Source organism: Agrobacterium sp. (genome assembly GCF_032092815.1).
Lineage (GTDB): Bacteria > Pseudomonadota > Alphaproteobacteria > Rhizobiales > Rhizobiaceae > Agrobacterium.
The window spans coordinates 1-22,730 of sequence record NZ_DAMDBP010000022.1 but is presented as its reverse complement, the minus strand read 5'-3'; the positions used below and the strand labels follow the sequence as shown (position 1 = coordinate 22,730).

14 protein-coding genes are annotated in these 22,730 nt (G+C 55.0%); 7 read left to right on the top strand and 7 right to left on the bottom strand.

All coding sequences use genetic code 11. The features are described 5' to 3' along the window. Position 1: 1 nt before the first annotated feature. The gene (locus RT613_RS14255) at positions 2-1,246 is read right to left on the bottom strand and encodes an FAD-dependent oxidoreductase (RefSeq protein WP_313616304.1); all 1,245 of its coding nucleotides are present in this window, start codon (positions 1,244-1,246) and stop codon (positions 2-4) included. A 22-nt stretch (positions 1,247-1,268) separates the two neighbouring features. Continuing rightward, positions 1,269-1,976 carry a phosphatase PAP2 family protein gene (locus tag RT613_RS14250; protein ID WP_313616302.1) on the bottom strand — a complete coding sequence of 236 codons (708 nt, stop codon included), beginning with the start codon at positions 1,974-1,976 and terminating at the stop codon, positions 1,269-1,271. A 145-nt stretch (positions 1,977-2,121) separates the two neighbouring features. Here RT613_RS14250 and dxr point away from each other — a divergent pair, with 145 nt between their 5' ends. Beyond that, positions 2,122-3,315 (top strand): 1-deoxy-D-xylulose-5-phosphate reductoisomerase, encoded by a 1,194-nt coding sequence (dxr, locus tag RT613_RS14245; RefSeq protein ID WP_409558830.1) that lies wholly within the window; start codon positions 2,122-2,124, stop codon positions 3,313-3,315. Between the two features lie 48 nt (positions 3,316-3,363). Here the strand turns inward: dxr and hemA are convergent, their stop codons facing one another. Then, on the bottom strand, positions 3,364-4,581 hold the full coding sequence (gene hemA, locus RT613_RS14240; RefSeq protein ID WP_313616298.1) for a 5-aminolevulinate synthase: 1,218 nt from the start codon (positions 4,579-4,581) through the stop codon (positions 3,364-3,366). A gap of 366 nt (positions 4,582-4,947) precedes the next feature. Between hemA and RT613_RS14235 the strand changes: the two genes are divergently transcribed. The 6 genes from RT613_RS14235 (at position 4,948) to RT613_RS14210 (ending at position 16,095) form a co-directional block, all read left to right on the top strand. Beyond that, on the top strand, positions 4,948-5,196 hold the full coding sequence (locus RT613_RS14235; RefSeq protein ID WP_313616296.1) for a YMGG-like glycine zipper-containing protein: 249 nt from the start codon (positions 4,948-4,950) through the stop codon (positions 5,194-5,196). 174 nt (positions 5,197-5,370) lie between these two features. Further along, positions 5,371-7,296 carry an autotransporter assembly complex family protein gene (locus RT613_RS14230; RefSeq protein WP_313616294.1) on the top strand — a complete coding sequence of 642 codons (1,926 nt, stop codon included), beginning with the start codon at positions 5,371-5,373 and terminating at the stop codon, positions 7,294-7,296. A gap of 40 nt (positions 7,297-7,336) precedes the next feature. Then, positions 7,337-11,494, top strand: coding sequence for a translocation/assembly module TamB domain-containing protein (locus tag RT613_RS14225; protein WP_313616367.1), 4,158 nt, complete (start codon positions 7,337-7,339; stop codon positions 11,492-11,494). 247 nt (positions 11,495-11,741) lie between these two features. Next, entirely contained in the window at positions 11,742-13,529 is a 1,788-nt protein-coding gene (locus tag RT613_RS14220; protein WP_313616292.1) for a PAS domain-containing methyl-accepting chemotaxis protein, read from the top strand. Beyond that, on the top strand, positions 13,529-14,005 hold the full coding sequence (locus RT613_RS14215) for a chemotaxis protein CheW (protein WP_313616291.1): 477 nt from the start codon (positions 13,529-13,531) through the stop codon (positions 14,003-14,005). The genes RT613_RS14220 and RT613_RS14215 overlap by 1 nt, the downstream gene beginning before the upstream one ends. Positions 14,006-14,307: 302 nt before the next feature. Further along, positions 14,308-16,095, top strand: coding sequence for a PAS domain-containing methyl-accepting chemotaxis protein (locus RT613_RS14210; RefSeq protein WP_313616289.1), 1,788 nt, complete (start codon positions 14,308-14,310; stop codon positions 16,093-16,095). A 52-nt stretch (positions 16,096-16,147) separates the two neighbouring features. Here RT613_RS14210 and RT613_RS14205 read toward each other — a convergent pair whose 3' ends face one another. From RT613_RS14205 to fdhD, 4 genes are all read right to left on the bottom strand, one after another. Next, complete coding sequence (locus tag RT613_RS14205; protein ID WP_313616287.1) at positions 16,148-17,803, bottom strand: OFA family MFS transporter; 1,656 nt, start codon at positions 17,801-17,803, stop codon at positions 16,148-16,150. A 357-nt stretch (positions 17,804-18,160) separates the two neighbouring features. Beyond that, complete coding sequence (locus RT613_RS14200; protein WP_313616285.1) at positions 18,161-20,182, bottom strand: cache domain-containing protein; 2,022 nt, start codon at positions 20,180-20,182, stop codon at positions 18,161-18,163. Continuing rightward, a complete protein-coding gene (locus RT613_RS14195) occupies positions 20,175-21,560 on the bottom strand; it encodes a sigma-54 dependent transcriptional regulator (RefSeq protein ID WP_313616283.1) in 1,386 nt (461 codons plus the stop codon). The genes RT613_RS14200 and RT613_RS14195 overlap by 8 nt, the downstream gene beginning before the upstream one ends. Positions 21,561-21,629: 69 nt before the next feature. After that, positions 21,630-22,454, bottom strand: coding sequence for a formate dehydrogenase accessory sulfurtransferase FdhD (fdhD, locus tag RT613_RS14190; protein WP_313616281.1), 825 nt, complete (start codon positions 22,452-22,454; stop codon positions 21,630-21,632). Positions 22,455-22,730 lie beyond the last annotated feature (276 nt).

Here is a 22,730-nt window from a genome sequence, read left to right as displayed (position 1 = left end):
GCTATTTCAGTTTTTCACGCCGAAAACCAAGGCCGATCAACCGGCCGGCCAAATGGGCAAGCAGCGGAAATCGCATGATCGCCCTGACAAAACCGGGTGGACCGGATGAAGGTCGATCATCCGTCTTTTTCGGCTTGCGTCGGCTGCGCATCATCAATTGCAGTTTCTGCGTCGCCTTGGTCGGGAAGGAGCGCCGCGCTTCCACAGCCGCCAGATCATTATCCGTAACCCTACCTTTTTCACCTAACGCGGGCGTCAGAATATTGGCCGTGGCAACCGCATCCTGGATGGCCAGGTTAACGCCAACGCCGCCAATTGGCGACATCGCGTGCGCCGCATCACCAATGCAAAGCAAACCCGAGCGCCACCAGCGTTTCAGGCGATCGATCCGCACCGTCAACAGATGCACGTCATCCCAAGACGCCAGTTCCAGCAAGCGTTCTTTCGGCAGCGGACTGACGGTGGAAATCGCATCACGAAGCGCTTCAATGCCTTTCTGTCTCAGATCGGCGAAGGTGCCTTTGCGCACCACAAAACCGCATTGCCAATAATCGCCCCGATCAATCAGCACCAAACCCTGACGTGGTCCGGCATGCCCCATGGTCTCAGCCGGATCTCCGACCTGTTTCGACAGTCGCATCCACAACACTTCGGTTGGCACGCCAAAACGCTCGATCTGCAGCCCTGCTTTTTCACGCACGATGGAGTTTCGACCGTCCGCACCAATCACCAATGTGCTGTTAATGACGACATCACCCTCAGGCGTCGAAACCTGCAGTCCACAAACACGACCGTCCTTGATCGTCAGATCAGTGACAGGAGCATTCATCAGCAGACGGAAATTTTCATATTGGCCAGCCTTGCCAGCCAGAAAATTCAGGAAATCCCATTGCGGCATGAAGGCAATAAAACGGTTCTTCACCGGCAACCACGAAAAGTCGGCAACGGTGATCGTGTCATCGCCGATCTGGGCATGCAGTTTTTTTGCCTTGGTGTGCGGCAGTTCGAGAAACTCCTTGATGAAACCAAGCTGCTCGATCACCTCAAGTGTTGAGGGATGAATGGTATCGCCACGAAAATCACGCAGGAAATCTCCGTGTTTTTCAATGACGGTCACATCAATGCCGGCACGCGCCAGCAGCAGACCCAGCATCATGCCGGCAGGACCACCACCGGCAATCGCAACAGTGGTTTCAATGCGTCTCACCGCAGGGCTATCATCGGAAATGCTCTGTTGAACGTTCATCCCAATCCCCCGCATTAGCACATCATTCTATCCTGCCATCAGCATTGGCGCTGAAAGCGGACTTGGGTTGTGGCCAACCCTTGTCATCGAAACGAAACAGCCACCTGTGCCGCGCGAAGATAAAGGCAAAGGCCATGGCCGTCCACACACCCAATAGCAAGCCCGCGGCAACATCACTTGGATAATGAGCGCCAACGATGACGCGCGACACGCCAATGGTCAGTGCCAGAAGAAGGAAGAACGGCCGCAAACGTGGTGTCAGCATGGCAAATGCACCGCAAAGTGCGCCAATTGCCGTGGAGTGGCCGGATGGAAAACTCTCGTAAGACCACTGATTGGCAAAGGGTGTGAGACTATAGGCACCCAGCTCACTCAAAAGCTCTGGTCGCGCCCGACCGATCAGCAGTTTGAAAAGGTGAACCAGAATACCAGCAGAGGCTATCGTCAGGAAGAAATACAGAAACAGCCGATATCCCGTGCGTATTTTGCCAGCAAATGTGCTGTTGCGATAAACTTTCCCCGCAATGAAAGCGGCAACAATCACAAAGGCGGATGAATAAAGCATCCAACGGAATGTCCCCAGATCGGTAATCGCATTGTTGAAGCCGACAATCCTGCCGGGCAACCCCTGCGCTCTTTCAGAAAGAAATGCATCAAAGGGGATAAACACCAGAACCAGAACAAGGGACGCCAGAAACACCCAGCCGCTGGAAATCAGAAATCTATTCATGCCACTCCTAAAGGGTCAGAACCCCAATCGCTCCTAGAGCATATGGCTTTCGCCTTTGAGGAAAACAATGGCGGCGGTTTCTTCTTGTTCCCTCCTGCATTCACAGGTAGAGCCATCTCAACGTAAAAGATACCGGATTGCAACAATGAACCCCGGCATGACCACACCTCGCCGCCTGACGATACTTGGCTCGACTGGCTCCATTGGCACCAGCACACTGGATGTTCTGCGCCAACTCGGTGGACGAGAGGCTTTCGACATCAAGGCTTTGACCGGCGCCGACAATGTTGCGTTGCTGGCATCGCAGGCAAAGGAATTTGGCGCCAAGCTGGCCGTCACAGCCAACGACGCCAAATATACCGAGCTGAAAGAGGCGCTTGCTGGCACCGGCATTGCTGTTGCCGCTGGCAAAAACGGCCTGACAGAAGCAGCAGAAATGGATGCCAGCTGGGTGATGGCCGCCATTGCCGGAACACCCGGACTTGCACCAACCCTTACAGCAGCAAAACGTGGCGCTGACATTGCGCTTGCCAACAAGGAATGCCTTGTCTCGGCGGGCGACGTGTTCATTCGCACTGTCAAGCAGGGCGGCGGCAAACTCATTCCAGTCGATAGCGAACACAGCGCTATCTTCCAATGCCTTGAAGGCAACCCGCGTCCGTCACTGGAACGTATTCTCCTGACTGCATCGGGAGGTCCGTTCCGCACCTGGAGCCGCGACAAGATGGCCGCCGTGACCGTGGAGGCCGCCAAGGCGCACCCGAACTGGTCCATGGGTCTTAAAGTGTCGATTGGCAGTGCCACCATGTTCAACAAGGCTCTGGAAATGATCGAAGCGAAGTTCCTCTTCGATGTTTCACCAGACCAGATCGAAGTGCTTATCCACCCGCAATCCATCGTGCATTCCATGGTCAGCTACCACGATGGCTCGGTGATCGCTCAGCTCGGCTGCCCGGATATGCGCACCGCCATTGCCTATGCGCTGACCTATCCTGAGCGCGCACCGCTGAATGTCGATCGTCTGGATTTCGCAAAGCTCGCCAAGCTTGATTTCGAGGCACCTGACGAACAGCGCTTTCCGGCTTTGCGCCTGGCCCGCACTGCACTTGAGCGCGGCGGCGTTCAGGGCGCTGTGCTCAGTGCAGCCGACGAAACCGCCTTCCATGCCTTTGTCGACGGCCGCATCAGCTTTTTGCAAATGGCAGAAGCCGTTGAATTTGCCATGGACAAGATGGCGGATGGCCGCGCAGCAGACAGCATGGACGATATTATCGCGGCCGACGAACAGGCGCGCGGATTGGCTGAAGACTACATCGCACAAACAGAAAAGGCCGCCTGAAAAGGCGGCCATTCCAATTGCATTAGTCGGTTAAGGCGAGGCCTTATCTTACGCGACAGCGCGCGCCAATGCACAACGCGACCAGAGCTGATGCAGCGAACCCACGAGATGTTCGATGTCGGCATCGCTGTGCAGCGGGGTCGGCGTGATACGCAGACGTTCCGTCTTGCGCGGCACGGTCGGATAATTGATCGGCTGAACATAGATGTCGTGGTTATCCAGCAGAATATCCGAAATCCATTTGCACTTGGCAGCATCGCCAACCATGACAGGCACGATATGGCTTGGGTTTGGCATGTGCGGAATGCCGCTGGCATCCAGAAGTGTGCGCAATTTGCGAACGCGGTCCTGATGACGTGCGCGCTCAAACGGGCTCGACTTCAGGTGCTGGATGGAAGCAACGGCACCGGCCGCCAGTGATGGCGGAAGCGCGGTGGTGAAGATGAAGCCCGAAGCGAACGAACGAATGAAGTCGCACAGTGCGGCAGAGCCGGCGATGTAACCGCCCATCACACCAAATGCCTTACCAAGCGTTCCTTCGATAATCGTCAGACGGTCCATCAGACCTTCGCGCTCGGCAATGCCACCACCGCGTGGACCGTACATGCCAACAGCGTGCACTTCGTCCAGATAGGTCATGGCGCCGTATTTGTCGGCCAGATCGCAGATTTCCTTGATCGGCGCAATGTCGCCATCCATTGAATAGACAGATTCAAAGGCAATCAGCTTTGGCGCCTTCGGATCGGCAGCCTTCAGTTTTGCTTCAAGGTCTTCGAGGTCGTTATGTTTCCAGATAACCTTCTCGCATTTGCCGTAACGAATACCTTCAATCATCGAAGCGTGGTTCAACGCATCGGAGAAGATGATCAGGCCAGGAATTTTCTGTCCGAGCGTTCCAAGGGTTGCCCAGTTGGAAATATAACCTGAGGTGAAGATCAGCGCGGATTCCTTGCCGTGAAGATCGGCGAGCTCCTGCTCAAGCAGAACATGGTAGTGGTTGGTGCCAGAAATATTCCGGGTGCCTCCCGCACCCGCGCCACAGTGATCGATCGCCGCCTTCATGGCCTCGATAACCTTCGGGTTCTGCCCCATTCCGAGGTAGTCGTTTGAACACCAAACGGTAACGTCGCGCTTCTCACCATTTGCATTATAGCGGGTCGCACGCGGGAACTGCCCTTGATGACGTTCCAGATCAGCAAATACCCTGTAACGCCCCTCGGTGTGTAAGCTGTCCAGTTCGCCCTTGAAATATGCCTCGAAATCCATGCCTTGCTCCAGAATTCTTGAGGGAGTTTTGAGTTCTCCCCTTCGAACCGTCAACCCCGACGAGACTACTTTACATAGCCTGCGGCAATTCGCCTACTCTTTTGAACGATTCCAATATACTTCTTTTAGCGGTTTCGCGATGGGTAGAAATTGATTCACATCAAATTCAGAAAAGATTGGAACGAAAATCTCCGTGATACGTTGTGGGACTGTCGGCAATTCCGGTTCATGTAGCCAAGTAAGAGGCTTCCATAAATGACGGTGAATTGTTAAAGGAATCCGTAGCGGTCGGAGGACAAGCAGTCACCGCATAAAAACTGGGACGCCTATCGGAGCTTCGGCTCATTGTAACGTTGGAGAGAGTACATGAAGAAGGCCATCGTATTTGCACTGGTTGGCTTGTCGCTCGCAAGCTGCACACAAACTGAAAAAGGCGCATCAATCGGTGCCGTATCCGGAGCTGTTCTCGGTGGCGCAATCACCGGTAACGTGCGCGGCGCGGCTGTTGGCGCAGCAATCGGCGGTGTCGGCGGCGCACTCATTGGTAACGCCAATGAGCCTGGCAAATGCTATTACCGTGACCGTTATGGTAACCGTTACGTAGACCGTTGCTAATCTCAAATGCAGATTTAAGCATAATGCGAGCCCCGGTTTTCCGGGGCTTTTGCATTTTAAACGCCTAAAAAATCGATTTTGCGTATCAAATCCGGTCTTTTATGCTTAGATTGTTACATTAACGAACGGGAAACCGGGACGAGCGATAATAAATGCTCAACCATAAAGTAGCAGATGCCGACACAACGGACTGACCCGAGATTTAGTATTGCGTACCGGAAGGCAGGCACCGCATTGGCGGTTGCGGCAGCAATGGTTTTATATCCTGCATTCGTGCGTGAAGCGAATGCCTTCAAGCTGTTTGGCATTACCCTTTGGGGATCCGATGAACCGGAACTCGAGATCATCAACCCGGTTCGCTACACCGCAACCATGGATGTTCCACTCGTTGATCCAAAATTCTACGAAAATCTGGAAAATGCATCGTTTTTGATCTCAGATCAGGACAAACCGGTATCCGGTGACCTCGGCCTCGTCATCAAGGCGCGTGACGACCGCGACCGTCTGGTCGCCTCTCTTTATGAAAATGCTCGTTATTCTGGTGTAGTCCGTATCACGGTTGCGGGAACAGATATTGAAAATCTGCCGCCCAATCCGGTGTTTGATCACTCCAAACCTGTTTCCGTACATATTGAAATCACCCCCGGCCCTGAGTTTTCACTTGGCAATATAACTCTGGAGGGTGATGCTGCGGGACGCAATCTGGAAGAATTCGGCCTCGTGCGCGGTGGAAATGCCGGTTCCCTGAACATCATCAGGGGCGGAGAAAAGCTCATCGAGCAGCTGAAATCTGAAGGCCGCCCGCTGGCTAAACTGACCAAAAGACAGGCGGTTGCGGACCATGCTACCAATACTGTCGATGTGACCATGTCGGCTGAAGCTGGACCGGTCGCACCGGTCGGCATGATTGGCATCAAGGGCCAGCAAAGCGTCGATCCGGACTTCATCCGTTATTATTCCAGGCTGAATGCCGGCCAGCCCTATTCGCCGGAAAGTCTACGAAAGGCCTCTGAGCGTCTGCGTCAGCTTGGTGTTTTTTCCAGTGTGACCGTGCGGGAATCCGAACAGCTTGCCGCCAATGGCTCGCTGCCGCTGACAATCGAGGGTTCCGAAGGCAAACACCGCTACTTCGGCCTCGGCGCGCAATTCTCGACAACCGAAGGTGCAGGACTGCAAGGTTATTGGGGCCACCGCAACCTGTTTGGCAAAGCAGAGACCTTACGCATCGAAGGTGCAGTATCGCGTCTGGGTGAAGCATCCAGCGTCGAAGGTATGGATTATTCGGCCGGCATTACCTTTACCAAACCGGGTGTTTTCCATCCCTCGGCTACCTTCAAAGCCAGCCTTACGGCAAAAACCGAGCATCCGGACACCTATGAGGCCAAGACCATTACCGGTGCAGCCGGTTTCAGTTACGAAGTCAACGATACCGATACCGCAGCGGCCGGACTTGAGGTCAGTTGGACCGATACCGATGACGCCTATGGCAACAACAAGTATCTGACGACATCCATTCCGCTGGAATATGTGCGCGACACCCGCGACAACAAGCTTGACCCAACTACCGGTTTCCGCGCCGCGATTGCTGCAAAGCCAAGTTACGAGGCGATGAACGGTACCTTCTTCTCGACCTTTGAAGGCTCTGCCACCGGCTATAAAGGCTTGGGCTCGGAAGATCGTGTCGTGCTGGCGGGCAAGTTGGGAGCCGGCGTACTGGTTGGAGCCAGCGATCTGCAGGACGTCCCAGCGACCCGGCGTTTTTATGCCGGTGGCGGTGGTTCGGTTCGCGGTTACAGCTACCAGGAAATCTCGCCCTACAACAGCAACGGCGATGCGACCGGCGGCCGCTCTTACGTTCTTGGATCACTCGAGGCCCGTATCAAGATCACCGACACGATCGGCCTCGTTCCTTTTATTGACGCGGCAGCGGTTTCCACCCGAATGACGCCTGATTTTTCAGATATGAGAATAGGTGCAGGCATTGGCCTGCGCTATGCAACTCCTTTCGGACCTTTGCGTTTGGATGTTGCAATGCCTCTCGACAAATATGACGGCGGCAACAGTTACGGCATTTATGCCGGTATCGGTCAATCGTTCTGATCGTGTTGCAGTCAGTCTGAAACAAGGCACAAACACCACCATGAAGACATTGTTCCAGCCTCTGAAATGGATCGTTTACATCACCGCCGGGCTTGTGCTGTTTCTTGCGCTGTTTGTTTGTTTCATCGGCTTTACCGCGTCGGGTGCCAAGTTTGCCGCTCACCAGATTTCATCGCTGGCCTCCAGTGCTGACCAGAAGGTGGAAATTTCTCCGCCACTGGGTTTGCTGACAGGGAAGCTGCGCCTTGAAAGCGTGGTGTTGTCCGACCGGAACGGCGCTTATGCCCGTATCAATGGCATTGCTGTCGACTGGTCGCCTATGGCCTTGTTGACCGGCACATTCCGTGCCGACCTCGTATCAGCCAGCACGATTGAATTTGATCGCACACCCCTGCCGTCCGAACAGCCATCGACAAGCGAAAGCAGCGGCTTTTCTCTACCGATTTCTATCGACATCAAAAAGCTGGCCTTTGACGACATCAAGCTTGGTGAACAGCTTGCCGGTCGCGCATTTGAACTGACTGCCGGTGGCAATGCCAAGGCTTCCTCTACGGATATGGCGGCCAGCATTGCCATCAATCGCAAGGATGTTCCACAGGCTGGCATCACCGCCGATTTCACCTATGTTCCGAACCAGAACGTGCTGCAGCTCAAAGCCAATCTGAGCGAACCGCAGGGCGGCATTCTGGCAAATCTGCTCGCGCTTCCCGGCACTCCTGCCGTCTCGCTTGATGTTGATGGCAAGGGCCCATTGTCTGACTGGAGCGGCCAACTCCTGGGCGCTGTCGACGGCAATCGCATTCTGAACATCAATGGCCAGCACAAGCTGGCAGACAGCGGCGAACGTCGGATCGTTCTGACCGGTGGTGGCCAGCCCGACATGCTGTTACCACCACTGTACCGCCAGCTTTTTAACGGCGAGACGCAGATTGATTTCAACATCGTTCTCGATCCGAACGGCCGCATCGACATCCAGACCGGAAACCTGACCACCGGCGCTTTGCTTCTGGCGGCCTCCGGCACGGTTGATCCGCAGGGCATGAATGATCTGAGTGCCAACCTGATTGGCACCAATGGCCCGGTTGATTTTCGCCTGCCTATGGATGGCGGCCAGGCACGGCTGCTGATCGATGGCGCCGATATCTCGTTACGCGGCAATGCGCAGGCCGCAGCATTGAATGTCGCAGCCGCCTTGCGCTCGGCAGAAATTCCGCAAGGTCGCGTCGATGGCGTCAAACTCTCGGCCACCAGCCAGGATCTCAATCTTACCGCGCTGACCGGCGCGATTGACACCACGGTGTCGATTGACGGGTCATCACTGATCAGTCCCGATCTCGACAGGCTTGTCAAGGCACCCGCCAAGCTCAAGGCACCGCTGCGTCTTTCGCCAACCGCCCTCGGTTTCGAGGCTGCAACACTGGAAAGCGCCAGCATTGGTGGCACGACAAGTGGCACCTACACCTTTGACAGCAAGACAGTGTCGGCAAACCTGCGCCTGTTTGCGGTTCCGCAAATCCTGCCGGAGGCATTGGCTGAAAAATTCGAAAAGACCATTGCGGTAGAGGGATATGTCAACGCCGTCATCGGCGGCAAGACAAGCCTCGAAAACCTTGTCCTTCGCTCCGATCTCGTGGAAGCCAACGGCGATCTGCTGCTCGACAATGGCACTTTGCAGGCCAAGCTTGGCGGACGTTTTCTTGCACTCGAAAAACTGCTGGCCAATGCGCAGGGTGCTGCCGGCTTTGCGGTCGAAGCAACAGGACCGCTTGCTACACCGGATTTCAAGGCCAGCCTGAATTCGGCCCGCGCCACAATGGCTGGCCGTTCGCTTGAAGCATTTGCATTGTCCGCAAGCGGTAAGGCAGATCCCGCAGCGCCGCAAGCAGAGATTGCCGCCAGCGGCACACTTGACGGCCAGCCGATCGAAGCAAAAGCGGCTCTGGTACAGGACCAGAATGGAACCGCCCTTCCCTCGCTGCGTGTCGATATTGGCCCCAACAGCCTGACGGGCGACCTTCGTTTTACACCAACTTTCCAACCCAACGGCACCTTGGCGTTTGATTTTCCTGATGTGTCGCTACTGGCCGCACTTGCAGCACAACAGGCAGCAGGTGACCTGAAGGGTTCAGCTGTCTTCAACAGCAACGCGACAACGACGGCAATCACTCTGAAAGCCAACAGCAAGTCACTGAGCCAGGGTACGAATGGCATTTCAGACCTCGCAGCCGATATCGCCGTCACCGATCTGAACGCGCTTGCCGCGCAGGGAACACTGACTGCACAGACGATCAATGCCGGCACCAACACCATCAGCGGTCTCAAGCTCGACATCACCCAAGCCGGCACGGCGACGGGTTTTGATCTCAATGCACGTTACGATAACGCACCGCTTACAGCATCCGGCAGCGTCGATACTGGCAAACAGCCTCTCATGGTTGCCATCAGAAACTTCTCGGCAGCACCGCGCGGCATCGCCGTCAAGCTGGCGCAGCCTACCAACATCGCAGTTGAGAACGGTACGGCCCAGATCAACGGACTGACAATACAGACCGGCAATGGCCGTATTGAAGTCAATGGTTCCGCCGGATCTAACCTTGATATCAACGCCGTCATCCGCTCGCTGCCGGCAAATCTTGCCAATGCATTTGCGGACGGCCTCGACGCTTCAGGCGATATTTCTGGCACAGTCACAGCCAAAGGTGCTGCGGCCAACCCGTCCGTCAGTTATGATCTGAGCTGGAACAACGCCGTTGTTAGCCAGACACGCGCCGCAGGTCTCGCACCGCTCAGCATCAAGGCGAACGGATCTTTTGCCGACAATTTGCTGAAAATCACCACCGGCCTATCTGGCCAAGGCGGCCTTTCCTTGAATGGTGGCGGGTCGCTTGGTATTTCGGGCAACCAGCCGCTGTCACTGCAATTCAAAGGCAATCTGCCGTTCGCGGCTGTTGCCGCACAGACCGCTCAACAGGGTCTTTCTATTACCGGCAGCGCCAATATCGACCTCAACATTTCAGGCACAGCTGCGGCCCCATCGATAACCGGCACGATTTCAACCGATGGTACGCAGCTGACCGATGTACGAAGAAACCTCACCGTCAACAATTTGGGTGCGACAATCACCTTTGACCGCGACCGTGCCGTCATTTCAAGATTGTCGGGCAGGCTCGCAGCCGGTGGCACGATCTCGGCCTCCGGTTCGGTCGGTATCACACCTGCCTCCAACTTCCCGGCTGACTTGTCGATTGTGCTGGACCGTGCCGCATATAATGACGGCACGCTGGTCACGACCATTGTCAGTGGCACGTTGACCATGAAAGGCGCACTGCTGGCCAATCCAGTACTGGCAGGTACACTGACGCTGGATAGGAGCGCCATTACCATCCCTGAGCGCCTGCCGGCTTCACTGACCGCCATCGACATCAAACATCGCAATGCGCCACCTGCCGTGAGAAAACAGGTCAGTAGCATGCAGTCGGATGAATCCAATGGCAGCAGTTCCACCATTGGCCTTGATCTGAACATCCAGGCACCGAACGGCATTTTCGTGCGTGGTCGCGGCGTTGATGCCGAACTGACAGGTAACCTGACAGTGCGCGGCACAGCGGCTGATCCTGTCGTATCAGGCGGTTTCACTATGAAACGCGGCCGATTGGAAGTCCTGACCAAGCGACTGGATTTCACCACCGGTAACATCACTTTTGGTGGTGGCCTGGTGCCAGTTCTCGATATGGCAGCCGATTCAGCCTCCGGCTCAACCACCATCACCGTCTCCGTATCCGGCCTTGCCAACGACCCGGCTATTACCTTCTCTTCGTCTCCTGCCTTGCCGCAAGACGAGGTGCTGGCACAGCTTATCTTCGGCCAGTCAATGTCCAAATTGTCTGCTCTTCAGATCGCACGCCTTGCGGATGCTGCGAGCCAACTTGCCGGTGGCCGCTCCACCTCACTGTTCAACAGCCTGCGCAGCAATCTCGGCGTCGACGATCTGGATATTTCGACAGATGAAAAGGGCGATGCGAAAGTATCAGCTGGCAAATACATCAATGATAGAACCTATCTTGAACTGGAACAAAGTGGCAGTTCCGGTGCAAAGGCAGTGATCAATCTGGATGTTGGCAAAGGCGTGAAACTACGCGGAGAAGCAGGCGCAGATGGTGGCGGTGCTGCCGGTATATTCTACGAAAAAGAATATTGATTGCTTATGTATTACTTATATTTGTTTTTATGATTTCATAATATAACAAATATAAACAACGTCAAAAACACCAAATTATTATTATTTATAATTTTTTAATGATGATTTTGTACAGTAAATCATCAGTTGATGACGCATGAGCAGGAATAACACTCAACAACAACAACAAATCCTGATGTTTCTGCGAATGCATCGAAACAGCTCGGGATTTTGACTGTACAACGCCTCACGGAGACGGGAGCAACCCATGAGCTTGTCATTATTTCCGGGATCGCATGCAAAAGCAGTTTTGACTGCCCTTGGCCGGACTCAGGCGATGATCGAATTTGATCCATCCGGGAAGATACTGTCCGCAAACGATAACTTCTGTCGCGCACTTGGTTACTCGGCCAATGAGATCATTGGCAAACATCACAGCATCTTTTGCGATCCCAAGTACACGGCGTCTCAGGACTACCGGAAATTCTGGTCAGATCTTGCGAATGGTAAGTCTGACGCCAGACAATACAAGCGGATTGGCAAGGGCGGGGCAGAAGTATGGATCCAGGCGTCCTATAATCCTGTCATCATGGGCGGCAAAGTTCAGAGCGTCATCAAGATCGCAACTGTCATCACCGAAGCCAAGCTGAAAGCGGCCGAAGATGCCGGCAAGATCAATGCGATTTCCCGCGCACAGGCGGTTATCGAATTTACCACCACCGGGCAGATCATTACCGCCAACCACAATTTCCTGAACTGCCTTGGCTACACGCTGGATGAGATCAAAGGCAAACATCACAGCATGTTCTGTGAAGCCTCGTTCCGTGACAGCGCAGATTACGCCCAGTTCTGGAAAAAACTGGCTGCAGGCGAATTCATAGCGCAGGAATTCAAGCGGATTGGCAAGGGCGGTCGACCTGTCTGGATCCAGGCGTCCTATAACCCGATTCTTGATGAAGAGGGCAATGTCTTCAAGATTGTCAAATTCGCCACTGACGTCACAGAACGTGTGCGTGCCGTGAATGAAATTGCCGACGGATTGACAAACCTTGCCCATGGCGACCTGACAGCACAGCTCAACACACCGTTCATACCAGCCCTCGACAAGCTGCGGACAGACTTCAACGGTTCGATCGCCAAACTGCGCGACGCCATGAAAGTGGTTTCAGACAACGCGACTGGTATTGCCAGCGCCTCGAGTGAGGTTAGCAAAGCCTCGAGCGCCCTGGCGGAGCGAACCGAAAAGCAGGCAGCATCCGTCGAACAGACTGCGGCTGCGCTTGAAGAGATGACACAAACCGTTGCCGACAACAGCCGCCGCGCCGAAGAGGCGGGCCATCTGGTGGCCAAAGCCAAAAGCGGCGCTGAACTGTCCGGCGCCGTGGTCAACAACGCCATTTCGGCCATGGATGGCATTGAGCAGTCCTCGAGGGAAATCAGCAGCATTATCGGCGTGATCGACGAGATCGCCTTCCAGACAAACCTCCTGGCGCTGAATGCCGGCGTGGAGGCCGCCCGTGCTGGTGAGGCAGGCAAAGGCTTTGCGGTTGTCGCACAGGAAGTGCGCGAACTGGCGCAGCGTTCCGCCAACGCAGCCAAGGAAATCAAGGCGCTGATTACCAAGTCGACCGAGCAGGTTGCCAATGGCGTATCATTGGTTGACGAAACCGGAAAATCGCTGGCGCTGATTGTCAGCCAGGTTGCCGAGATCAATGAAAATGTCGCGGCGATGATCGAAACCGCCCGTGAGCAGGCAACGGGTCTGAAAGAGATCAATTCTGCCGTCAATTCCATTGATGCCGACACCCAGCAGAATGCCGCAGTGGTGGAAGAAACCAGCGCTGCCAGCCATGGTCTGGCAAAAGAAGCAGAATCTTTACGTAATTTGCTAAGACAATTTAGATTTACGCAAGACTCTCACGTTACAAAGGTTCATGTGAAAGGGGATGTGCAGCCCTTGGCATCAAGAGCGCGTGGAACGGTTGTCACTCCGACAGCCAGAACAAATGGCTCTCTTGCTCTGGCGCAGGTACAGCAAGATTGGGAAGAATTCTGATGGCAACCATTAATTCTACGAACTTCGGCAGCGACACTTTGGAAATCATTGCGTTCCGTCTGCATGATCAGGAATTCTGTGTAAAAACCACCACGATCCGCGAAATTCGCGGCTGGGCACCATGCACACCGATCCCTCACGCACCGGCTGATGTGATTGGGGTCATGAACCTGCGTGGTTCGGTTATTCCAATCATCGATCTCGCATACAAACTTGGCATGAAGAGCACTGTTGCCAATGAGCGCAGCGCCATCGTGGTTGCAGAAGTGCACAACATGGTCATCGGCATGCTGGTTGACCGGGTCTCCGACATTCTGACAATCCCTGCCAATCAGGTACAGCCGGTTCCGGAAGTATCCGCCTCTTTCGACAAGTCCTTCTCCGAAGGCATCATCGCCAACGAAAATGGCATGATCTGCTTCCTGAACCTCGCCAAGATGTTCAAGGGTAACGAGATCGAAGATCTGGCTGCATAAGGCAATGCTGCACGCTCCACCTTACACTGTGAGCGAGACAATTTTTCACTATCGGTGACGACAAACCGCTGCGACCCGTTCGCGGCGGTTTTTGTTTGTGCACAGCAGTCTAAATAACCGTCATTCTTTCCCTAGCAAAAAGAGTTTAAAGCAGAAATGTATCAATTACATTTTAATATTCTAATGTTCTAATTACTTCATTAGGAGATTGATGACTATTCTCCCTCTCAAGCGAATGAATCGCGATAACTTTGCTAAGCGTAAGTAAAGCTCACACGTTACGCTGTATCCGGGAGGACAAAATGCTCGGCCTGCATAAAATCGGTGATGCCAGAAATATCGTTGATGCCATATCCAGATCGCAGGCCGTGATTGAGTTCACTGCAAACGGCGTAATTCTCAATGCCAACGAAAACTTTTGCAAAGCGCTGGGCTATGAACTGAACGAGATCGTTGGCAAGCACCACCGTCTGTTTTGCGAACCGGAATATGGCGCTTCGGCCGAATATGCGGCCTTCTGGGCCAACCTTGCAGCCGGAAAACATGACAGCAAGGAATACAAGCGCATTCGCAAAGACGGGCGCGAAATATGGATACAGGCCTCTTACAACCCGGTTATGCGTTCCGGAAAGGTCTACAAGGTCATCAAGCTGGCAACAGATGTCACCGCGATCAAACAGAAAGCGGTTGAAGATGCCAGCAAGCTGAGCGCCATTTCCAAATCACAGGCGGTTATCGAATTTACACCGACCGGAGAAATCCTCACCGCCAACGAAAACTTCTGCAAGACATTGGGTTACGATCTCTCGGAGATTATTGGAAAACACCACCGTGTGTTTTGTGAACCAAACTACGCCGCAACGGCCGATTATGACCAGTTCTGGCAGCGCCTGGCCAAAGGGGAATTCATCGCCGATGAGTTCGTTCGTTTCGGCAAGGGTGGCAAGGAAGTCTGGATACAGGCGGCCTATAATCCGATTTTCGATGACAAGGGAACTGTCGCCAAAGTGGTCAAGTTCGCCACCGATGTTACACCGCGCATGAGTGCGATTACCGCACTTGGTGAAGGATTAAGAGCGCTGGCCGACGGTGAACTGTCGCAAAACCTCGATACAGCCTTTGTGCCCAGCATGGAAAAAGTACGTCACGACTTCAACGAAGTCATCGGCAAACTGCGCGTCACCATGCAGACCATTGCCCACAATGCCACGACCATTGCCTCCGGTTCAGCCGAAATCCGCAGTGCTGCCGATCAATTAGCACAACGCACCGAACAGCAGGCGGCGTCACTCGAGCAAACAGCGGCAGCGCTTGAGGAAATCACCACCACTGTCAAGGATTCGAGTCTGCGCGCCGATGACGCTGGCAAGCTGGTCACCTCGACCAAAAACAATGCCGAACGTTCTGGTGCCATCGTCGACAAGGCGATTGGTGCCATGGATGAGATTTCCCGCTCCTCTAAGGAAATCACCAACATTATCGGTGTTATTGACGATATTGCCTTCCAGACAAACCTGTTGGCGCTGAATGCCGGTGTGGAGGCCGCTCGTGCCGGAGAAGCCGGTAAAGGCTTTGCGGTGGTCGCACAGGAAGTGCGCGAACTGGCGCAACGCTCTGCCAGCGCTGCCAAGGAAATCAAGAACCTGATCAACACCTCCGGGGACCATGTAGCCAACGGGGTGGAACTTGTCGGCCAAACCGGTGGTGTGCTGCGCGAAATCGCCGGACAGGTTGATCAGATCCATGTCAATGTGTCGGCCATCGTAGAGGCGGCACGCGAGCAGGCAAATGGCCTTGCGGAAATCAACCAGGCCGTCAACATGATGGACCAGGCCACCCAGAAAAACGCTGCCATGGTTGAAGAAACCACCGCAGCAAGCCACGGCCTGGCACGGGAATCGGAAATTCTGCGCGAATTGCTCACCCAGTTCCGGGTGGGGACGACCCAGGCCTACGAGATGCCAGCGCCACATGCCGTCGTTGCCCGGCATCAACCAGTGGCATCACCGGTGCACAAGATGGTTGCCAGCATTCGCCATGCGACATCAGCCATGCCGGCAGAACCAGCCGATCAGTGGACCGAATTCTGAAATCAACACGATTCCATTAAAGCAAAAAGGCGGCCCGAAGGCCGCCTCTTTTTTACATGAAGAGCACGAAGGTCTTCTGCAGGGTGATCCAGATACCCCAGACGATCGGAACGCCAACAACTGCCCAGGCAATCAATGCCTTGGCGTCAAAGCCGCCCTTGCCAATGCCGAACGAACCGGACGGACCGCTGTCGACAGCCTTGGTCTTGGCCTGCAGCGCTGCAACTTCTTCATCTGACATGTACCACTTGGCATCCAATGGTTTGACCAGCAGGTTGGCGATAAGGCCAAGTGCCAGCATGCCTGCCAGGATATACATGGTGAAGTCGTAAACCTGGGCGCGTGGAATACCAGCCGCGATCTGTGCTTCACGGATGTAATTCACAACCACAGGACCGATGATCCCGGCAGTTGCCCAGGCGGTCAGAAGACGTCCGTGGATCGCACCCACGAACTGGGTACCAAAGATATCGGCGAGGTAAGCTGGAACCGTTGCAAAACCACCGCCATACATCGACACGATGATGCAGAACATGGCCACGAACAGCGCCTTGTTGCCGAGACCCGCAGCCCATGGAGCAGAGGCATAGAGAACAATGCCAAGAGCAAAGAACGTGAAGTAGGTTGCCTTGCGACCAATGCGGTCAGACATGGACGCCCATACGAAACGGCCTCCAATGTTGAACACCGACAGCAAGCCTGTGAAACCGGCAGCAATCGCTGCGATCGACGCGAGTTGTTCCGCGTTCAGGTCAGAGAACTTGACGTCAGGAAGACCGATCAATGAACCGGCAAAGATTTCCTGCAGCATCGGAGACGCCATGCCAAGCACGCCAATACCGGCAGAAACGTTCAAGCACAATACCAGCCAGATCATCCAGAACTGCTTTGTCTTGTGTGCGTTCTTCAGGTGAACGTGACGGGTGGTGATCATCGAGCTTTTTGCAGCAGGCGCTGTCCAACCCTCAGGCTTCCAGCCCGCTGGCGGAATGCGATATCCGAAGGCACCAGCCATCATGAATACGAAGTAGATCGCAGCCATGACGAGGAAGGTTTCCCATACACCGATGGAAACATCGCTGCGGAAATGGCGCATCAGCGCATCGGCCAACGGCGCACCGATCATCGCACCGCCACCAAAGCCCATGATTGCCATACCGGTCGCCATGCCGCGACGGTCAGGGAACCACTTGATCAGGGTGGAAACAGGCGAAATATAGCCAAGACCAAGACCGATACCGCCGATGACACCGGCGCCGAACCACATCAGCCAGAGCTGGTGAGTCATGATGCCGATGGCAGCAATGGTCATGCCACCGCACCAGCAAAGTGCGGACACAAAACCGGCCTTGCGCGGGCCAGCGCGCTCAAGCCAACCGCCCCAGATCGCAGCCGAGCAACCCAGCAGAACAAAGAACAGTGTGTAGATCCAGCCGAGGTCGCTAACGCGCCAGTCACAGCTCGTGGTGAAAAGAGCAGTCGCCAGACCCATGTCCGAGCAGACAACGGATTGGTTGATGCCAATCGCCTTGGTCAGCGGCAGCCAGAATACGGAAAAGCCGTATGCCATGCCGATGCAAAGGTGGATGGCGAGAGCAGCAGGCGGAACCATCCAGCGGTTAAAGCCCGGCTTTGCGATAATGCGTTCACGGTCCAGAAAGCCAGCATCGGCCACTGCGCCTGTGAACGCGTCGTTCGTAGCAGTCATGTGTTTCCTCCATTCGACCCGGTTCGAAGCCAGGCGAATACGGTTGTTGTCATTTGCTCGGCAGTCCTGAGCGGCTCTGAAAAGACGGAGCCAACACGAGACAGTCACCAGGCTCTGGCGTCACAAACATTGAGCCTGATGCGGCATAAGTGGCCTCTCCTAAAACCCACCCTGTCCGCTTGTTCCGAATTGCGTTTTGACAAATGCAAACATCGTGCCAAAATTAAAACCATTAAATAACAAGTAATTAGAATAAAATTCCGCCACAGTTCGGACAAAATGTCCGAGGCAATGCGACAAATTGTCCAAAAGGTGCGGCAAAGCGCGCACCCGCGCGGTGCGCGGCAAATCGGTTATTTACTGCGCTTCAGGCAGCCATACCGTAAACACGGTTCCCGTGCCGGGTGTGCTTTCAGCGGTGATAATGCCGCCCTGACGGACCACCAGCATCTGGCTAACGGAAAGACCAAGCCCCGTGCCATCCTGCCGCTTTGTGGTGAAGAACGGCTCGAAAATACGCAGCAGCACATCTTCATCCATACCGACGCCGGTGTCTGCAACAGTCAGGGTGACACCGTTTCTGTCATCCCGGCTTGCATCATGGCATCCCAACCGCAACGTTCCGCCCTGCGGCATGGCGTGCGCGGCATTGACAATCAGGTTGACCAGCACCTGCTGCAACTCGGTGCGGTTCATCAGCACAAGCCTGCTGACATCGTCTTCCCGGATAACAGTGATGCCACTGCGATTGAGAACATGCTGCACGAGCGGCATCGTATCAGACATGATATGGGCGGGATCGTGCCGCTCGACATATCCGGCAAACTCTTCGGGCCGGGCGAACTGCAGCAACTTTGTCACGATACGGCTGATGCGCTCGACTTGCTCGTCAATCAGCCTGAACTCGGTTTTCGCAAGCTCTGCCTTTTCGCCAATCAAATGGCGGGCAACTTCCAGATTTCCCTGAATGACAGCAATCGGATTGTTGATTTCATGCGCCACGCCAGCGGTAATCTCACCGACCGTTGCCAGCTTCTCCGACAGGACAAGCTGTTTTGTGGTTGCTTCCAACTGATGGTTGGCCAGTTGCAGCTCTCGTGTGCGCTCTTCAACACGCACATTCAGCTCCTCGTTCCAGGCACGCAATTCACCTTCACGTTCCTGCAAGCGCTGCAGAAGGTCATCCAGATGAACAGCCACCTGTCCGATCTCATCATGGGTGGCCGGCAGCCCGGTACGCGCCCCAAGATCACCTTCGTCCACTCTGGCAATGGTCTGTGTCATCCGCTCCAGCGGTTTGAAGATGCTGCGCGCCCAGCGCAGAAACACAGGAATGCTCATCAGGGTTATCGCCAGAAAGGCGATAATGACCGCAGCCACGGTTTCATATTTGGCCCGGGCGAAAGGCGCCTCCAGAAAACCGACATACAACATGCCAGCCCGGTTACCGTAACTGTCGACCAGCGGCTCATAGGCGGAGACATACCAGTCATTGACCACGAAGGCGCTGTCAAGCCAGACACGCCCCTCATCCAACACGGCAGTTTTCACAGCATTGGAGACCTGCGTACCAAGCGCTCTTTTCCCTTCGAACAGTCGGACATTGGTACTGATACGAACGTCATCCAGAAACAGCGTTGCCGTGCCTTGGCTGCCTTCCGGCAGGCTTGCCTCCTTGTAGACCAGCTCATTGATCGTATCGATGAATTCGAGGTTCTGGTTGAGAAGCTGCCCGCCCACCAGCGCAAGCCGTCGACCGGAGGCAAGATCAATCGGGCTGGCAGCATGAATGGCAAGACCACGCGTTTCCCATAGCTGTTCAGCATGACCAGAACTCTGCGGATTCACCAGCTCCAAACGTGCGCGTTGCGCCAGAGCAGCCGAAATATCACCCAGCTCATCATTGGAGAAAATATCAAACGCATAGGCAGACTTGCCTTGCAATGCCTTGGCACGGACCGGCCAGTTGACCCGCACACGTGACACCTCCGTGCCAGCACTTGCCGTCACCCGTCCCTCGCCATCAATGATGAACAGGAAATCGAGCCCGAGTTTCTGGCGGCTTTCTTCCAGATACCCACCCAGTCGCTTGACCGTATCATCTTGCAGCACATCCTGCAGACGGGCCGAGGTGGCAATGGATTCAATCCGCTCGCCGGTATTTTCAAGAATGGTTGAAAGATACTGATGCGCAATTGTCAGGTCACCATGCACCTTGGAGATCAACAGAGAATCGAACTTGGTCCCCCAGCGCACCATGGTGACGCCCAGCAACAAGGGCAGGATCACCAAAGTCGGCAAAAGGGCGATGGCCAGCAATTTGACGCGAACGGAGCGAACCGGGCGCAGGATTTTTGCTGCAGGTTCCTGATCAACCATGCCAGGATGTCAGCTTGCGGTCGATTGTCTTGCGGGAAATGCCAAGCCGTTTTGCCGCCTCATCGCGGTTGCCTGCCACCTCATCCAGCACGCTCAATATATGCCGACGCTCCACCTCTTCCAATGTGATGTTGCTGGCGGGTGCCGATATTCCGCCACGCAGATCCGCAGGAAAGCGCCCCAGGATCAATGTCCGCTCAATCAGATTGCGAAGCTCACGCACATTGCCAGGCCAGTTATAACCCAGCAGCGCGGCCTTGATCGCGTCGTCCACTGGTACGGGTGGCATGCCCAGCTGTCGCGACAGCTTGTTCATGAACAGATCAGTCAGTTCCAGGACATCACGTTCCCGCTCACGCAATGGTGCAAGATGAACCTGCATGACATTGATGCGGTAATAGAGATCTGCCCGGAAGCGACCTTTTTCGACATCCTTGGCAAGATCGGCATTGGTAGCAAACACAAAACGGATATCAATCGGCACTTCGCGTTCAGAACCGACCGGGCGCACCTTTCGATCTTCGATGACACGCAGCAATTTGCTCTGCAATGACACCGGCATTTCGCCAATTTCATCCAGAAACAGCGTTCCGCCCTGTGCGTGCAGGAACAGGCCTTCCCGGCGTGACTCCGCGCCGGTAAATGCACCTTTCACATGACCGAACAGCTCGGTTTCCAGCATGTCAGCGGGGATAGCCGCGCAATTGAGTGGTACAAACGGCTTGCCGGCCCTGTCTGAAAGCTCATGAAGGGATCGTGCCAGCACTTCCTTGCCCGTTCCGGACTCACCCGTCAGCAACACTGACGTCGGCAGTGGTGCAACACGGCTGATCATCTCGCGGGTTTGCTGGATGGTTGCAGAACTGCCGAATATCCGGTCCCGCAGATAGATATGGTCAGAGGCTGCCCGCAATTCATATTTCAGCGCAAAGTTTTCCCGCTGCAACTGGATACGGTCCAGTGCGCGTGAAATTGCGTTGAGGATCTGGTTTGAGCGGAACGGCTTCAACACAAAGTCGGCGGCACCAGCGCGGATCGCCTGAATGGCCGTATCGAGATCAGCATAGGCAGTCATCAGGATTGTTTCGGCATAAAGCCCGATAGACCGCTGCTCGGCCAGCCATTCGAGGCCGGTCTTTTTCGGCATGATATTGTCGAGAATGACGATGTCGAAATGGCGCTCATCCAGCTTGCGGCTCGCCTCGACCGTATCCGCCGCCTCATCAATGAATTTGACGCGGTTTTCCAACGTGCGCACAAGGAAATTGCGCATGCCCGGCTCATCGTCCACCACCAGGATAGATGCCTTGGCAAGCCACGGTCCGAAATCCGATTCTTGAGCCGCGGCCTGCGGCTTTGGAATCACTTCGTGTTGCACATCACTCTCCTGCGACATCCGCTGTAAGCTTAAAGGTGACGAATAGCAGAGCCGACGCGAAAATCAAAATCAGGACACAATTTCCGCGTCGGCAGAGATACCGATGATCCGGTGCGGGTGGGTGAAAACTTCGAAATCCTCACCGCGCACAAGCGCCACCAATGTCACGCCGGCCTGCTCTGCCGTTTCAATGGCAAGCGCTGTCGGCGCTGAAATTGCCAGCAATACAGGGCTGCCAAGAATGGCCGCCTTCTGCACCATCTCCACCGAAATCCGGCTTGTCACCGCAACAACGCCCTCATGTCCACGACGACCAGCCCGCAGCACGGCACCCACCAGCTTGTCGAGACCGTTGTGGCGGCCGACATCCTCACGCACCGCCAAGAGGCCTTCTCCAGGAATGTAGAAGCCCGCCCCGTGAACGGCACGGGTTTCATGGTTCAGTTGCTGCCCATCCGAGAGCAATCTGATCACGGCGACAATATCGCCGAAAGACACGTCCTGGCGGACCGACGACACGTCGGGAACCGGGCGAATGGCCTGCTCGATGGACTCGATACCGCACAAGCCGCAGCCAACCGGCCCGGCCATATGGCGGCGACGCGCGCGCAAGGCATCTGCCTGATTGTCGCCCAGCATCACCTGAACGTCGAAACCACTTCCAGCCTCGAGGATTTCGATATCGACCACCTCGGACATATCTCGTATGATGCCTTCGGTCAGACTAAAACCAACCGCGAAGTCTTCCAGATCAGCGGGTGTCCCCATCATGACAGCATGGGTGGAGCCACCATAGGAAAAGGCAATCGGCACCTCTTCGGGGACGGATCGCCGGCCCTGGGCAATCACGCCTCCATGGCGCGAGATGCGAATGACATTCCGCGAGGTTTTCATAAAAACAGCCTCATTCACGATACGATATCAAATACTGTTTCCGGCAGCTTGGCAGCGACCATGACCTTTGGCTTTCACCAAAATCTACCCATACTTTTAGCCAACAGCGTCAACGCTATAAAGTTGAAATTCGTCGGGCTTGGTAAAACTGCTGTCAGAAACGGATAGCCCAAAACAAAAAAGCGACCGAAACGGCCGCTTTTTTTCTCATTTTTTGTGGGCAGTCATTCCTTGGAACCCGCCCGGTGCTTTCAAGCAGCGACGAGAACCTCATGC

Coding starts and splice junctions, on each gene's coding strand:
- RT613_RS14220 (WP_313616292.1), top strand. CDS start 11,742: ATGAGCTTGTCATTATTTCCGGGATCGCATGCAAAAGCAGTTTTGACT.
- RT613_RS14205 (WP_313616287.1), bottom strand. CDS start 17,803: ATGACTGCTACGAACGACGCGTTCACAGGCGCAGTGGCCGATGCTGGC.
- RT613_RS14200 (WP_313616285.1), bottom strand. CDS start 20,182: ATGGTTGATCAGGAACCTGCAGCAAAAATCCTGCGCCCGGTTCGCTCC.
- RT613_RS14210 (WP_313616289.1), top strand. CDS start 14,308: ATGCTCGGCCTGCATAAAATCGGTGATGCCAGAAATATCGTTGATGCC.
- RT613_RS14215 (WP_313616291.1), top strand. CDS start 13,529: ATGGCAACCATTAATTCTACGAACTTCGGCAGCGACACTTTGGAAATC.
- fdhD (WP_313616281.1), bottom strand. CDS start 22,454: ATGAAAACCTCGCGGAATGTCATTCGCATCTCGCGCCATGGAGGCGTG.
- RT613_RS14225 (WP_313616367.1), top strand. CDS start 7,337: ATGAAGACATTGTTCCAGCCTCTGAAATGGATCGTTTACATCACCGCC.
- hemA (WP_313616298.1), bottom strand. CDS start 4,581: ATGGATTTCGAGGCATATTTCAAGGGCGAACTGGACAGCTTACACACC.
- RT613_RS14250 (WP_313616302.1), bottom strand. CDS start 1,976: ATGAATAGATTTCTGATTTCCAGCGGCTGGGTGTTTCTGGCGTCCCTT.
- RT613_RS14255 (WP_313616304.1), bottom strand. CDS start 1,246: ATGAACGTTCAACAGAGCATTTCCGATGATAGCCCTGCGGTGAGACGC.
- RT613_RS14230 (WP_313616294.1), top strand. CDS start 5,371: ATGCCGACACAACGGACTGACCCGAGATTTAGTATTGCGTACCGGAAG.
- RT613_RS14235 (WP_313616296.1), top strand. CDS start 4,948: ATGAAGAAGGCCATCGTATTTGCACTGGTTGGCTTGTCGCTCGCAAGC.
- dxr (WP_409558830.1), top strand. CDS start 2,122: ATGAACCCCGGCATGACCACACCTCGCCGCCTGACGATACTTGGCTCG.